Raw genomic sequence first — 15,352 nt, forward strand, 5'->3', positions numbered from 1 at the left:
CCTTCCTTGTCCTTCGCCGCTCAGAACCTGATGCCAAGTCCTCTCAGGACGTCCTTACAAGCTCTGCATGGGAATGCCTTCTGCATATGATTCGATCCTCCCACGTGCACCGTCCGCATGCTGCCACCACGGATCGATGCGGGGTTGCCGCCGGATGCCGTCCACGCTTTGGCCAGGCATTTCATCTCCGCGCACATCAGCGTCGGATGCCCGAACTCCGCCAACTCCTGCCGCATCGCCGCCGGAATCTGCACGAACTCCCGGTTGCTTGCCCGGAACACCTGGCCGGAGGCCGACCTGTACTCGGCCGCAAACAACGAGCCGACCGGGGCATTGTCCGCGACGTCGCGGAGGCTGGTGCAACTGCACCCCACGCCATCACAGTTGTGGACCAGCACCGGAGTGGTCCCGGCGACCACGTAGTAGGTATGGACGTCTGCAACGGTGAGGTCGTACATGTCACGCAACCCGACGTAGTTGCGAACCGCGACGATCTCGGACGAGGTTTTGGCGCTGCCGTCCTGCGTCGCGCCCGCGGTCAGGTCGCCCGCGCTCACCCACACCTGACGGTCGCTGTCCCAGAACGGATGGTTCTGCGAGGTCTCGACGGTGGCCACAGCGCCGCCGGGCGTCTTGACCGTCACATCCGTCAGGGCCTTGTCGTGGTTCACCTTCACCGCGAGCACCGCCCGCGACGACGACTCGCCGGTCCTGGGGTCGGTTGCCTGGACCTTGTCGCCGACCTTGACTGACTTGATCGCCTTCTGACTGCCGTCGGCCATCTGGATCTTGGTGTTCGGGGTGAAGCTGCAGCCGCGCCGGAGCATGTTCTTGGCGCCCTGGGCGATGGAGCGCGACTCGGCCGCGGCCGCCTTGCCTCCAGCCTGGGCCGCCGCTTTGAATCCGCCGCCGCCCATCAGGGCCGCCTTGCCGGCCTTCAGCGCGGCGCCACCGACGGATCCGAGTCCGCCCATGAGACCACCGACGATGGCCCCCTCGGCTCCCGTCTTGAGCATGCCGCCCCAGGAAAAGTTGCCTTTGTGCTCGACCTTCGTCTGGATGGCGTAGGTGACCATATTCGTCACGGCACCGGCCAGCGCACCGCAGGCGACCGCGCCCACGCCGGTCACGCCGATCAGGGCACCGCAGCCCAGGCCCACTGCGAGCCCGGCAATGTTGCCGATGATCTCGGCCTTGTGCTCATCGACCCAGTTCACCGTTGCGGTGGTGGCCTTCTTGAGGCCGCACTTGATCGGGTGGGCCTTACACCACGCCTTCTGCTGCGCCTCTTTGGCCCGCTTCTGGCGGTCGAGCTCCTGCTGCCGGAGCCGGTCCATCTCGGCCGGATCGACGTAGCGTTCCATGTTCGCCGCGCCGGTCTTGCCGTAGTACTGCTCGTCGGTCCGCTCGCCCGTCGAATCGCTATGCGTAATGGGGCTGTTCTCGGCGTAGGCGTATCCCTGGAGCTGCTGCAGATCCTTGTTGTCGACCACCGGATCCAGGGATATGAACCGGCCGATCGTCGCGTCGTAGTACCGCGCGCCGATCTGTTCCAGGCCGGTGGGATCGTTCGTGCCGCCGACGAACCCCTTCTCGTTCGGCCAGGTCACCGAAGCGCCGCGCTGTTCTCCGAACGGCTGCTGGCGGCGGACCGTGACGGCTTGCGTCGTCGCCACCACCGACACGTCGGCCGTGCCTTGGCCGTCGCTGCCCAACCAGGTCAGGCCGCCGGCCGTACGCTGGCCGATGATGGTACCGCCGAAGGAGTAGTACCGCGTGCAGCTCTTGCCCGCCGTCTGGGTGTTGTACTTCACCTCCATGTCGGGCAGGTACAGCGTCTTGCCGGTGACGTCCTTGCGGATCAGACGGTCTCCATCGGCGTCGTAAAGGAACGTCGTGCTGCCCGCGGTGTCGGTGACGCTGGCCAGGTTGCCCTCGGCGTCCCACTGCAGGGTCTGGTTGCCGTTCGAGCCGGGCCGACCGGTGGTGTTGCCCGCATTGTCGTACGTGTAGGACGCAGTGTGCGTGCCTGTGTCGTCCGTCGTGCTCGTGCCCGTCAGAGTGTGCGGACGGACGATGTTCGCCGGCACCGTGCCGGTCGGGTAGGTGTACGACGTCGTCTTCGTGCCCGCAGCCGTGCCGTACTGGGTCTGGCCCGTTCGCCGGCCGATGGTGTCGTAGTCGTAGTGCACCCGGTACGGGGCCGGGCCGCCCGTCGTCGCGGTCGGGCCCGTCGAGCAGTCGCCCGAGTTCGGGGTCCAGGCGTCCGTCAGGCGCTCGTAGCGGTCGTGCGTGAAGCACTGGGTGTCCGCGGTGCCGCCCGCCGGAGTGTCGGCGATCTTCGTGATGCTGCCGAAGTCGTTGTACGAGTAATGCAGGTCAGCCACCGTGTTCGGCGACACCTGGTCCCGTTCGGTCTTCAGCCCTGTCAGACGGCCGGTCTCCAGCTCGTAGCTGCGGGAGAGATAGGTGCGCGGGTCGCCGCTGTCGTTGTCGTCGGTGGTGACGGTGCCGTTGAACAGGCTGTACTGCGTCGGCTGGGCGATCGCGTTGAACGATGTGCGCTCGACCAGCCATCGCCGCTGGTCAGTACCGTAGAAGGTGCTGAGGTTGTCGGCCATGCCCAGCGCGTTGTAGCCGACCATCGTCGTCTCGGCCGCGAGATCACCGACGCCAGGGGAACTCGTGCTGCTGACCGTTCCGTCGGGGTTGTAACCGGTGTAGTAGGTATAGTCACCGGCCAGGCCGGTCTCCGACGCGGGAATGGTGAGCGTCGCGACAGTCGGTTGGTACCGGACGTTGTACTGCACGACGGTCTGCTTGTACTGCTGGCCGCTGACGTATCGAATGGATGCGGTTTCGTAGCCCTTGGCGTTGGTGACGCCGTCCTCGAGCTTCGTCGTGTCGTACGTCCACCCCGCCAGCTGGTTCGCGGCGGTGACTGAGTTCTGGTAGACGCCGGTCTTGCGGCTGAGGTTGTCGTACGTGGTGACCAGGATCTTGCCGCGGCTGTCGGTGGTCTTCGTCAGGCGCGCCGCGTTGTCGTATTCCTTCGTCGTGGTGCCGCTGTCGGGGTCCTTCGAGGACGTGTTGCGGCCGCGGAGGTCGTAGTCGTACGTCCACTCGAAGCCGGCCGGGTCCACCACCTTCGACAGCAGGCCGCGGCGGTTGTAGCTGTACGTCGTCTTGTCGTACGTGCTCGGGTTCGAGTTCAGGTTGCCCGGCATCTGCTGGGCGAACTGCCACAGCTCCGTCGTGCGCCCGTCCTCGTCGGTGCGCGTCAGGCTGCCCGTGCCGCCCGCCGGCGGGGTGATCGCGGTGTAGTCGCCGCCGTAGAAGGTCGAGGTGCGCCAGCGTTCGGTGTTGTACGGCTGGAAGATCTCGGCGATCTGGCGGCCCGCGCCGTCGTAGAGGACCTTCGTCTGCGACGGGATGGTGAGGCCCTCGTCGACCGGCTGCACGATCGACGTACCCGGGGCGCCGGACGCGTCGTGGTAGACGCCGAAGCTGCGGGATTGGCGGCCGGCGGTGTCGTAGAAGACGTCCGTCAGCAGGCGGCCGCCCGACGGCGAGTCCGTCTGGGTCTGACGCTCGCGGACCAAGCCGTCGAAGAGCGCGTACGACGTGGTGTAGCCGCCGGACGGGTTCAGGGTCTTCGTGGTGACCGCGTTCGCGCCGTTCGTGCGGATCAGGTAGTCGTACGTCATGTTGGCCGTGTCGTTCGCGGCCTTCGAGCGGTCCGGCAGCCACACGCCCGTCATGCGGCCGAGGCCGTCGTACGTCATGTCCGTCCGGCGGCTGTTCGGGTCGACGGTCGCCGTGGCCAGGCCCCAGGCCGGCTCCAGCGTGGTGGTCGTGGTCCAGCCGCGGGGGTTGGTGTCGACGGTCTGGGTGACCGGGCCCGTCGTCGCCGGGGTGTAGTCGGTCTGCGAGTGGTAGTCCATCGCGTCCCACGACTCGTGGACGCGGCCCAGAGCGTCGTACGCCGAGCGGCTCAGCTGGTAGTAGGTGGGGCTCGTCGCGCTCCACACGCTCAGGGCCTCGCTCTTCGTCACGTCGCCCTTCGTCGGGGCGGTGCCGAAGGTCGTGGCGCCGTCGTAGTACAGGCGGCTGTCGCCGATCACGTCGGCTTCGGTGATCGGGCCGGTCGCCACCTTGTCGCAGTCGACGGAGAATGTCTGGGTGCGCTGCTGCGCCGTCATCAGCCAGACCGTCGTGTTGCGCGGTTCGAACGACGTCGTGGTGCACTGCTCGTCGCCCGTCACCGCGTCGTCGCCGTAGTCCGTCGCGGTGACGACCATGCCCAGCGAGTCGAAGGTGTTCTTCGTGGACGAGCGGCGGAAGCCCCGGCTGGCATCGAGCGCCGTTCTACTGTGGACGGCCTGGGTGTTGGTGAACTTCGCGGTCGTGGTGACGCCGTTGATGGTGCGGGTCGCGGTCGCGGCCGACTGCCACGGGTCGTTGATGGCGCCCGTCACCTCGGCGCCGCCGACGCCGTTGAAGGTGCGGGACTCGCGGATCATGCCGGAGAAGGCGTCGTCGTCGGGGACGCTGCCGCCCTCGGAGTCGACCACGTTGACGGTGCGGGTGCCCGACGGCAGGTGGTCGCCGTTCATGCCGCGGAAGTACAGCGTCTCGCTGTACGTGCGCTCGTCCGGGTTGCCGGGTGCGGTGGGGGCCTCGCCGGCCGAGGTGCCGACCTTCGCGTAGCCGCGCCAGACGTTCCAGGTCTTCTGGTCGCTGGAGATGAGGCCGTCGTCGTCGGCGTAGTGCCAGGCCGGGTCGCCGATGTACGTGTACTGGTGCAGGACCCGCTTGGAGCCGCCGGTCAGGTCGTTCTCGATGACCTTGTCCACGACGTACTTGTGGAAGTAGTCGGTGATCTCGCCCGTGATCGGGTCGGGGGTCCACCGCACCGGGTAGCAGCGCAGCGTGTTGTTCTCGGGCGCGGCGGGCATGCGGGTGCCGACGAAGCAGTCCGGCGCGGAGTACACGATCTGGATCTGGCCGCCGGTCTCGGTGTTGATGGCGGTCAGCCGGCTCCAGTTCATCGACGGCGACGCGTCCACGCCGTCGACGCGGTTGGCCATCTGGGTCGGCACGAAGCTCACGTCGGGCAGGTCCGTCGAGGTGCCGGGCGGCCCGACGAGGCCGCTGTGCGAGACCTTGTCCAGCCACAGGCCGGCGCGGGTGCCGTCCTCCGGGTCCGGGAACGTGTGGGTCAGCGTCCACCGCTCGACGTCGCGCATCTGCGAGGTCGTCGCCTCCCACACCTTGGTGGTGATGGAGGCCAGGCGGCGGGTGGTCCAGAACGACGGGGAGGTCTGCGAGCAGGAGGCCCCGCTGTCGCAGTTGAGGTCCCAGGGCGTGTCCGGCCAGTGGGCTTTGTCCTTGGTACCGCATGAGGAAAGACAACGGTCCGCGTAGGCGTAACTGATCCGGGCCGCCGCGTGCCCGCTGAACGCGGTGTCGGTGCCGGTGGTCCAGTCCCCAGCGGTGGTGAGGTTCTCGTCGCGGGTGCCGTAGTCGACGTGGTCGAGGTAGCCCGCGCGGTCGTACTGCGTCGCGGTGCTGTTGTTCTTCTTGTAGAAGTTGCGGTCGATGCCGTACCAGTACGACATCGTGTTGCCGTGCGGGTCCACGACGTAGTCGAGGTTCCAGCGGTACGCCTGCGTGCACGACGACGCCGCGAAGGTGGCGCCGTGGCACGGCTCGCCGGTGTCGTTGCCGAACACCGGCTCGGTCCACGTCGACTGGGTCGTGGTGCCCGCGGGCGCGCCGGGCAGCTGGTTGCGGCCGAACCAGTACTGCGTCCCGTTCACGGTGGTGACGACCCACCACTCGCCGTTGTCGTCCCCGTTGGACGCGCCGGTCTTGTGCTCGACGCGGGAGCCGTCGTCGTTGCGCGGGTGCCAGCGGTTGGGGTCCGAGCCGTCCTTGATGAGCTCGGAGCCACTGCCGTTGAGGCTCATGGTGGCGTTGTCGGTCGCCCAGCACATGTCGCCGGTCTTCGCGGCCGGGTCGCCGCCCGTCTTCGGGTCCTCGGCGCACGTCTTGTACCGGCGCTCGATGTAGCCGCTCGTGGACAGCTCGAAGCCCTCGCCGACGATCGACGGCTGGTTGTTCGAGGTGACCATGCGGCCGTCGACGGACTGGGCGGAGTACGTGATCTGCAGCGTCGGCGACGGGCCGCCCAGCGACGGCGGGGTGCGCATCGGGAACGACCACGAGAAGTCGCCCGCCGAGCCGCCCGCCGACCAGGTGCTCGACGACGAGAGGCTGGTCGCGCCGTAGCTGCCGGACGCGCCCGACGAGCCGGCGGTGAGCGCGAGCGTCTTCGCGCCGGCGGCGAGCACGACGTCGCCGCTGACCGTCTTCGTCCGGGCGTCGTTGTGGCTGGGGACGTCGGTGGCGGCGCACTCGGGCCGGTCCGGGGTCGTCTGCGCGCACTCGGGCAGCTCGACCAGCTTGAGGCGGCTCGACCAGTCGGCGCCGTAGGCCGTGGCGAACCGGCTGTAGTCGACCTTCACGCCCACGGCGCTCGCCGAGCTGCCGCCGTCGGCCCGGCCGACCTTGAGCAGCAGGCCCTGGACGTTCGCCTTGCGCGACGCCTGCTGGTCGAGGACCTCGACGTGCACCTTCGCCGGGATCGCGATGCCCGCCGCGCCGACCGTCTTGGCCTGCTTCGTCGTGGCCGGGGCCGTGATGGTGACCGGGCCGGAGGCGGCCGGCGCGGTGGCGCCGACGCCGACGTCGACCGCGGACGCGCCCGGCCAGACCGGCGCCGGGCTGTCCTGGGCCTTCTTCGTGGTGTCCTTGACCGGCTTCCCGGCCGTGACCGCCTTCGTCTTGACGCTGGGCACCTTGGCGGCGGCCGCCGGCGTGAACGGCCTGGCCGGGCCGGCGAACACCGGCTGCTGCCCGGCGACGAGCACGACGAGCAGCGCCGAGAGGGTGTACAGCAGGCCGTTGCGGGCGCGCAGTGAGGTGTGCACCGGCTTCCTCCAAAGTTCCACGACGATCACGCGGCCGGCGGGGTGTAGGTGATGGCCCGGCCGTCGGCCAGCGCATCACGGAACGCGGAGTAGGTCTGGCCGATGGTGCCGTCGGCGTTCTCGATGCCGACGACCGTGCCGAGGCCGCGCTCGTAGGCGTTGTCGAGCCCGGCGTAGTTGAAGGTGATGGTGCCGTTCTCGGCGATGATCGCCTCGACGGTGACCCGGCGCGAGGTGTTGCCGAAGAGGTACATGTCGCGCCACTCGACCACGAACTTGCGGTTCGGCGCCGAGCCGACGACGGCGGTGCGGACGCTGGAGTTGCCGTCCAGCACCAGGTCGTCCCAGAAGGGGTACAGCGCGGCGTTCGGGCCGGTCGCGTTGGGCAGGGCGGCCCGCACGTCCGGGTTCTCGTAGCCCGGGTCGGTGAAGCTGACGAAGCCGTTGGCCGAGACCCAGGCGCCGGTGTACGTCTGGCCGTAGAACGTCACCGGGAAGGGCAGCGTCACCTGGGTGTGCGCGTCGTCGTCGACGATCGGCAGCACCGTCGTGTCGGCCGGCACGAACGCCTGCGTCGACGTGGTGCAGGTGTAGCCGAACTCGTCCGGCACCGCGGCCAGCGCCAGGTTCGCGACGGTCGGGCCGGACACGTGGCCGCTCGCGGTGGCCGTGGCGCAACCGTCCACCGTGGACACGCTGAACCCGCCCTCCTCGACGGCGGCGAAGGCGTACGTGCCGTCGTTCGCCGTCGTCGTGGTGAGCCCCTGCGGCTGCAGCGACACGGTGAGCCCGGCGGCGGGGGTGCCGTTGCGGGTCACGGTGCCGGTGACGTAGCCGGTGCCGATCGGCTGGGCGTCGAGCGGGTAGTCGATGAGCACCGCCTTGCCGGACTCGAGGATCGGCTGGTGGAAGGCGTACTGCAGGCCGTACTCGCCGCCGGTGCTCTCGATGCCGACCGTCGCCTCGCCGCCGCGCTCGGCGTCGTCGGCGTCGATGTCGGCGTAGTTGAAGGCGATGTCGCCGTTCTCGGACAGGATCGCCTCGAACGTGACCCGCTTGCTGCTGGCGAAGAGCGCCACGTTGCGCCACTCGACGATGAAGCGCCGGTTCGGGAACGCCCCGTCCGTCTTCGTGTAGACGCTCGCGCTGCCGTCGACGACCAGGTCGGTCCAGAACGGCGCGACGAGCGCGTTCGGGGCGGCCGACTGCGGGATGGCGGCGCCGGCCGCCGCGTCACCGGCCGCGCTCGGGTCGGCGAAGGCCAGGAAGCCGTTCGTCGACACCCAGGCGGTGGACGAGTTGTGCCCGTAGAAAGGCATCGCGAACGGTACGGACACCTGCGTCACCGAGTCGTCGCCGCTCAGGCCGAGCAGCGTGTCGCCGGGCTCGAACGCCTGGGTCTGGGTGAGGCAGGTGTACCCGAACACGTCGGACTGCGGGAAGAGCAGCAGGTCCACGTACGTCTGCCCGGTGACCTCGACCTCGGTGCTGGCGTACAGCCCGCAGGCGTCGCCGACCGCGGTCGACACGGTGTAGGTGCCCGGGGTCAGGCCGGTGAACTCGTAGACGCCGAACGCGTCGGTCACCCGGGTGGTGCCGCTCGGGCGCAGCGTCACCGTCGCGCCGGAGACCGCGTTGCCGCTGACCGGGTCGACGACCGTGCCGGTGATCGCGGGCGGCGTGCCGACCGTGATGAACGCGGTGGCGATGTCGCTCTGGTGAGTGCCCGCGACGGCCGCGGCGAACAGCGTGACCTGGCCCATGGCGGGCGGCGTGACGGTGACCGTGACCTGACCGCCCGGCGTGGGCAGGGTCGCGGTCGAGCCGAGCCCGGCGGCGCCGAGGCTGTACTTGATCGCCGTCACGGCCGGGTCTCCCCCGCCGCTGAAGGTGACCTGCAGCGGCTGGTTCACCGTCGGGGTCTGGCCGGCCGGGATGGTGATGGTCGGCTTCTCGGGGTTGAGCTGGTTGGTGAGCTCGGGATCGGCCGCGGGCACGACCCGGGCGTAGATGCGCACGTCGTCGACGCCGCCCTTGAAGAAGCTGTCGTTGCCGCCGTTCCACTTGCGCCGGCCGAGCACGACCGGGCCGGTGGCGTTGAAGCCGCCCGAGAGCACGAGGCTGCCGGTCTGCAGCACCCCGTCGACGTACATCCGCAGCGTGTGGGTCGACGCGTCGTAGGTGGCGACGATGTACGTCCACTTGCCCGCGACGGGCGTGCCGTCGGACACGATGCCGGCGATGACGGGAACGTTGTCGACGTCGGAGCCGTACATCGCGAACCGCCAGCGGTTGCTGCTGCCGTGGTAGCCGAGCGTCCACGCCGAGGTGCGGGTGCCGTCCTGGCTGACGGCGACATAGTTCGCGCCGCCCGGGTCGAGGGTGTCGACCTTCAGCCATGCGGTGACCGTGAAGTTCGCGTCGGTACGGACCGTCGTCGCGGTGTTCGTGGTCGGCGACTTGGTGTTGATCGGGCCGCCGGTCGCGCCGGTGGCGTTGGTGCCGTTGAACGACAGCGCCTTGCCGGTGCCGCCGCGGCTCGCGATCCACGACGGGTTGGACAGGGTGATCGGGTTGCCGTGCCCGGTCGAGTCCGCGGCGCTCGTACCGCTGCCCTCGTCGAGCTGCCAGCGGGCGTCGGGGCCGGCGCCGGCCTTGACGCTGAAGGCGTACGTGGTCGGCGTCGAGTAGCTGCCGCCCGTGTCCTTGGTCCACACGCGCAGCGTGAACGCGTCATCGGTCGGCGGCGTGATGCTCACCGTCGCCGTGTTGTCCGTGGCCGCGGCGACCTGCTTGGCGTTCGGCGGCGTCGTGCCGGTGTCGAGCGTGTAGGCGTAGCCGGCGAAGTCCGACGGGACGGTCGCGGGCGGGAAGAACTTGAAGGTGCCGCCGATGCCCGCGCCGCCGTGGCGCTGCCCGTCGCTGGGGTAGTCGGTGGAGGTCACCTGCGACGGTGGGCCGGGTGGTGCGGTGTCCACTTTGAACTCGCACACCTGTGAGAACTGGCCGTCGTCGGTGCCGTCGTAGGAGCGGGCCTGGAACTGGTACACCCCGTCGTTGACGAGCTTGCCCGGCGGGATGCTGACGATGGCGGTGGTGCCGGGCGTGACGGCCGTCTGCGTGACCTTGTCGTTGTCGTTGCGGGTGCCCCCGACGGGCCACCACCAGAACGACACCCGGTGGGTCTGGGCGGTACCGTCGGCGTCGCTGGTGCGGGCGCGCAACTCCGGCGTCACCGTCTTCACCACCGGCCGGGCCGCGCCCGTCGCGCACGCGCTGCCGGAGACGGTCAGCTGGTCGGGCGCGTTCGGGTAGGAGTTGTAGGTGACGGTCAGCAGCGCCGTGCCCGCGTCGAACTTCTTCCACGCGTTGTGGTTGGCCTCGTCGCCGGCCCGCAGGCCGATGGTGACGCCGTTCCAGTACTGCCCGGCCGCCGACTGGATCAGCCCGGTGATGCCCCACTCGCTGCGCACCCGGGCCAGGTTGCACGTGTGGTTGTCGGTGAACGTCTGCAGCGAGCTCCAGCTGCCCGCGTGGTTGCTCCAGGTGGTGTTGGCGTCGATCCCGCCGACCCACCACAGGCTCGTGCGGGTGTCGCTGCAGGTCCACGAGTGCAGCAGATCCATCGAGAACTTGGCGTCCAGCACGTGCTTGCCGACGTACGAGGCCGTCGGGAGCAGGAAGATCGAGCGGTAGATCATCGTCTGGCCCTCGTCGGTGTACCCGACCTTGGCGCACGGGACGCTCTTGAAGGGCGCGGGGCAGCCGTTGCGGTCGTAGCTCCAGTACGACTGGGTCGTGAACCGGCTGTTGATCATCGTCCAGGCGCTCGCGTTGAAGGCCGGGTCGATGAAGACCGGGAACTTCGTCGCGCCGCCGCGCAGCACCTGCAGATCGGGCCGGACGACGACGTCGCCGCCCTCGACCGTCACGGGCATCCGCGCGGTGCGGCTCTGCGCGGTCGCGGACCGCGCGTCGGCCGGGACGCCGCCGGAGGAGTCCCACATCGCCGGCGTGCCGGAGGCGAACATCGGCGAGCCGCTGCCGTCGAGGTACGACACGGAGCCGGAGTCGCCGGTCTTGACCTTGAGCCCCTTGGTCGCGGTGCGGAACCGCACGTTCTCCAGGGCCGGCTGCTTGGCGGCCTCGGGCGTCTTGACGACCAGCACCTCGGAGTAACCCTCGACCTCGGCGGTCAGCTGCAGGTCGACGCCGGGCAGCACCTCCGGGTAGGTGGCGGTGTTCCCGGCGACCTTCGGCTCCGGCAGCGCGGACGGCCACGACAGGGAGAGCTCGCCGGAGCCGCGGCGCAGCGTCACCAGCGGGCCGGTGCCGCCGCCGGAGAACGTGGTGCCGAGCCAGCTCGCCGCGGGTGCGTAGCCGCCGGAGGAGGTCTTGCGCAGCGTCGAGTCCGGGGCCGTCCAGCCGCCGCCGGCGGTGCGCACCCGCTGCACGACCACCGCCTCGTTCGACGTGAAGGTGCCGTTCGGGTTGGCGAAGACCTGGGCCCGCTCGGTGCGGCCGCCGAGCACCTCGACGCGGCCCTTGCACGCCGCCGCCTGGTCCCGCGCGGTCTTCGCGTCGGGCGCGGTCGCCGGGCAGGCGGGGGTCTTGGGCGCGGCGTGCGCCGGCCCGGCGAAGGGCGGCGCGACGAGCAGCGTCACCATGAGGCTGAGCAGCGCGAACAGTACGCCGAGGGCCTTGTACGGCCGCACGTGCGCACGAAACATGGGCAGACGAATATCCACGCCGGCCACTCCCCCGTGATCCAGTCGGACGGTGCGAGGGAAGGCTAGGAGTTCGCTGGGAATCCGGTCAACGGCCCGGGACACTGACGCCGGTGATTGGGTTTACTCATCGCGACTACTCGATGTGATCATGCGACCACGGAGCCCTGCTCAAAATGGATAAGCCCCTTAACGGTCGGTCGCATCCGGTCCCGTCAATGTGAAGAATCTCACCGCCGGACGGGCCGGGCGTGCCTAGCGCAGCACCCGCCGGAGCGGGTTCTTGGCCATCCAGCGCTGGTGCTCGCGATCGAGCATCGCCGGGTACCGCCGGAACTGCGGCCCGGCATCGGCCAGCGCGGCCCCGATCCACTCGCGGGCGGCGTCGGTCGAGACGCCCCACCGCCACACGAGCGCCTCCCGGGCGGCGCGCTCGCGACCGAGCAGCCCGGGCCGGATGAGCAGCAGCGGAAAGTCGTGGGTGACGTCGGCGATCATCTGCATCCGCGCGATGGCGTCGGCCACCTCGTGCGCGGCGATCGCCCCCTGGCGCAGGTCGCTCGCGAGCGCGCGCAGTTCGAGCGAGCCGATGCCGAGCAACGCCGCGACGGCCCGGACCGCCGTGGCCCGTCCGGAAACGAACGCCATCTCAGCTCCCCTGCCGATGTCCTACGGCATCCTAAGCCAGTCCCCCCGGGGTGAGGCGGAACACCGGCCAGCCGATCTCGGTGCGCCAGTCGGCGGGGGCCGGGGTGTCGCGGGGGCCGGCCAGGTAGGTCTCGTCGATCGGGCCGTCGACGGCCAGGGCGTGTTCGACCACCCACGATCCCAGGCGGCCGTACGTCACGTCGATGTCGTCGTGCCCGCCGGAGTGGACGGCGACGGCGAGGTCGACCGGCGGCAGCTCGACGACCTCGATGCGGCCGCGCGCGCGGGGTTCACGCACCGGGCGGTACACCGTCATCGCCCCGGCGCCGGCGGTGAACAGCTCGTTGGCGTAGCGGCCGCCGGGTGGCCCGGTGCGATCGGCCGGGGCGAAGGCGGCATCGAGCTCGGCCATCGCCGCGTCGTACCATCTCGTCGAGTCCTCGAGCGTGACGTGCCCGCGGACGGCGGCGACGGTCCGGGCGGGCACGGAGCGCAGCTCGACCTGAAGGTTCTCCGGGTCGGGGCGCAGCAGCCGCCGCAGCGACACGACGGCGGCCCGGGTGCGATCGAGCTCCGCCTCCAGCCGGCGCAGGTGCCCGGCGATGAGGTCCGCGCGCCGCTCGGGGTCGGCGGCGAGGATGGACTTCACCTCGGCAAGCGGGACGTCGAGTTCGCGCAGCCGGTGGATGACCTGCGCGGACGGGATCTGTTCGGCGGCGTAGTAGCGGTAGCCGGTGAACGGGTCGACGGTGGCGGGCACGAGCAGGGCGGCCTCGTGGTACCGGCGCAACGTCCGCACGCTCAGGTGCGTCAGCGTGGCGAACTCCCCGATGGTCAGTCCTCGGCGCATGCCTCCAGTCTTGACCCTCCCCCTGCGCGAGACTCCACCGTTGGCGTCATGGACCTTCCTCCCGCGATCACGACCTATCTGACCGCGCACAACACCCGGGACGTCGACCGCGCTGTCGCGTGTTACGCACCCGACGCCGTCGTGATCGACGACGGCCGCGGCCATCACGGCACCGCCGAGATCCGCGCGTGGCTGGCCGGTGCGGCGGCCGAGTACACGTACACCACCGAACTCGTCTCCGCCACGCGGCTCGGGGAGGACACGCGGCTCGGGGAGGAGCGGTATGACGTGACGCAGCGTCTGGAGGGCGACTTTCCGGGCGGGGTGGTCGACCTGCACTACCGGTTCACCCTGCGCGGCTCCTCCATCGTCCGGCTCATGATCGAGCCATGAGAACGTGGTTCATCACCGGCGGGACGCCGGGCGGCTTCGGCCAGGCGTACGCCGACGCCGCGCTCGAGACGGGCGACCGGGTGGCGCTGACCACGCGGCGCCCCGAGGAGCTGCGGGAGTGGGCGCGGCCGTACGGCGACCGCGTGCTGCTCCTGCCGCTGGACGTCACCGACGCGGGCCGGGTCCGCACCGCGGTGGCCGCGGCCGAGCAGCGCTTCGACGGGATCGACGTGCTGGTCAACAATGCCGGGCGCGGATGGTACGGCTCGGTCGAGGGCATGCCCGAGGATGCGGTACGGCGGACGTTCGACCTGAACTTCTTCGCGCTGCTCTCGGTGACGCGTGCGGTGCTGCCCGGCATGCGCGAACGGGGCCGCGGCTGGATCGTCAACATGTCCTCGCTCGCCGGTCTGCGCGCCGTGACCGGGTTCGGCTACTACAGCGCCGCGAAGCACGCGGTCGAGGCGGCGACGGCGGTCCTGCGCGAGGAGGTCGCCCCGCTGGGCATCCGCGTCCTGGCGGTCGAGCCAGGGCCCTTCCGCACGAACGCCTTTGCCGGGTTCGCCGACGAGCCGATCACCGAGACCGTGCCGGCCTACCGCCGGATGCTGGAGGACGTGCGGTCCGCGATGATCGACCAGGACGGCAAGCAGCCCGGCGACCCGCGGCGCGGCGTCCGCGCGGTCATCGCCGCGATGGCCGAGGACCCGCCGCCGCGCCGGCTGGTGCTGGGCAGCGACGCGTACGACACGGTGACGTCGGCGCTGCGCGAGGCGATGGCCGACATCGGCAGATCCGAATCCATGTCCCGCGCCGCCGACTTCCCGCCGGGCCTGTGAAGCGTTCCATCGATACCGCTCAAGAAGGACGGGTGTGCCATGAAGAAGGTGCTCATCACCGGAGCCGGGACCGGGTTCGGCCACGAGGTGGCCATGCGCCTGGCCGGAAAGGGATTCGACGTCATCGCCGCCGTGGAGATCTGGGCCCAGGTGCAGACCCTCAAGTGGCAGGCGGCGCAGCGAGGCGTGCATCTGCAGGTCGAAAAGCTCGACGTCACCGACGAAGGCGACCGGAGAAAGGCCCTCTCGTGGGGTGTCGAGATTCTGGTGAACAATGCCGGCGTCGGGGAAGGCGGCTCGACCGTCGACATTCCCGCGAGGAACATCCGCCACCAGTTCGAGGTGAACGTCTTCGGGCCGCTCCTGCTGACGCAGGGCATCGCGCGGCAGATGGTCAAGCGCGGCGAGGGCCGGATCGTCTGGGTGTCCTCACGCGAGGGGTTGAACGTCAATCCCTTCACGGGCCTCTACTCGGCGTCGAAGCACGCGATCGAGGCCGTCGCCGAGTCCATGGCGGACGAGCTGCGCGAGTTCGGCATCGAGGTGGCAACCGTCAACCCGGGCCCGTTCCTGACCGGATTCAACGACCGCATGTTCCAGACGTGGAAGAGCTGGGAGGACGATCCCGGCGAGCGGCTCTTCGACTACTCGAGGCTCGCGTTCCCCCGGGCGCAGTTCGATCCCGAGCCCGTGTACGCGACCTTGACCGCCGTCGCCGCCGGCGAGGTGGACACCTACCGCAACCTGGAACCGGCGTCGATGCTCGACGAGACCAAGCGCCTCATCGATGCGCCGTGGCATCGCGCGATCCGCGCCGGACTTGGCACACGCCCGGAGAAGCTCCAGGCGTCGTTCGACATGGAGCCCGAAACCCCCGTCCCCGCCTGAGCCGGCATCTCT

The 15,352-nt window shown here is 70.0% G+C and carries 7 protein-coding genes; 3 read left to right on the forward strand and 4 right to left on the reverse strand.

Annotation, left to right across the window (positions count from 1 at the left end):
- Positions 1-20: 20 nt before the first annotated feature.
- The 4 genes from ABT369_RS53015 to ABT369_RS53030 all read right to left on the reverse strand — a co-directional run bounded on the left by ABT369_RS53015 (position 21) and on the right by ABT369_RS53030 (position 13,220).
- Positions 21-6,995: a polymorphic toxin-type HINT domain-containing protein gene (locus tag ABT369_RS53015; RefSeq protein WP_350625482.1), complete on the reverse strand. Its 6,975-nt coding sequence runs from the start codon at positions 6,993-6,995 to the stop codon at positions 21-23.
- Between the two features lie 26 nt (positions 6,996-7,021).
- On the reverse strand, positions 7,022-11,743 hold the full coding sequence (locus ABT369_RS53020; RefSeq protein ID WP_350625484.1) for an NIDO-like domain-containing protein: 4,722 nt from the start codon (positions 11,741-11,743) through the stop codon (positions 7,022-7,024).
- A 234-nt stretch (positions 11,744-11,977) separates the two neighbouring features.
- Positions 11,978-12,370 carry a hypothetical protein gene (locus ABT369_RS53025; RefSeq protein WP_350625486.1) on the reverse strand — a complete coding sequence of 131 codons (393 nt, stop codon included), beginning with the start codon at positions 12,368-12,370 and terminating at the stop codon, positions 11,978-11,980.
- Between the two features lie 31 nt (positions 12,371-12,401).
- Positions 12,402-13,220, reverse strand: coding sequence for a MerR family transcriptional regulator (locus ABT369_RS53030; protein ID WP_350625488.1), 819 nt, complete (start codon positions 13,218-13,220; stop codon positions 12,402-12,404).
- Between the two features lie 48 nt (positions 13,221-13,268).
- On the opposite strand from ABT369_RS53030, the gene ABT369_RS53035 reads away from it, so the two are divergent.
- Genes ABT369_RS53035 through ABT369_RS53045 form a run of 3 tightly spaced genes read left to right on the forward strand, consistent with a single transcriptional unit; the run spans position 13,269 to position 15,340 of the window.
- Positions 13,269-13,613 (forward strand): YybH family protein, encoded by a 345-nt coding sequence (locus ABT369_RS53035; protein WP_350625490.1) that lies wholly within the window; start codon positions 13,269-13,271, stop codon positions 13,611-13,613.
- Positions 13,610-14,452, forward strand: a complete 843-nt coding sequence (locus ABT369_RS53040; protein ID WP_350625492.1) for an SDR family NAD(P)-dependent oxidoreductase — start codon at positions 13,610-13,612, stop codon at positions 14,450-14,452. The genes ABT369_RS53035 and ABT369_RS53040 overlap by 4 nt, the downstream gene beginning before the upstream one ends.
- A gap of 39 nt (positions 14,453-14,491) precedes the next feature.
- Complete coding sequence (locus tag ABT369_RS53045) at positions 14,492-15,340, forward strand: SDR family oxidoreductase (RefSeq protein ID WP_350625494.1); 849 nt, start codon at positions 14,492-14,494, stop codon at positions 15,338-15,340.
- Positions 15,341-15,352: the final 12 nt, after the last annotated feature.

Origin of the sequence: Dactylosporangium sp. NPDC000244, assembly GCF_040300725.1 — a bacterium.
Taxonomy (GTDB): Bacteria; Actinomycetota; Actinomycetes; order Mycobacteriales; family Micromonosporaceae; genus Dactylosporangium.

Coding starts and splice junctions, on each gene's coding strand:
- ABT369_RS53045 (WP_350625494.1), top strand. CDS start 14,492: ATGAAGAAGGTGCTCATCACCGGAGCCGGGACCGGGTTCGGCCACGAG.
- ABT369_RS53030 (WP_350625488.1), bottom strand. CDS start 13,220: ATGCGCCGAGGACTGACCATCGGGGAGTTCGCCACGCTGACGCACCTG.
- ABT369_RS53040 (WP_350625492.1), top strand. CDS start 13,610: ATGAGAACGTGGTTCATCACCGGCGGGACGCCGGGCGGCTTCGGCCAG.
- ABT369_RS53025 (WP_350625486.1), bottom strand. CDS start 12,370: ATGGCGTTCGTTTCCGGACGGGCCACGGCGGTCCGGGCCGTCGCGGCG.
- ABT369_RS53035 (WP_350625490.1), top strand. CDS start 13,269: ATGGACCTTCCTCCCGCGATCACGACCTATCTGACCGCGCACAACACC.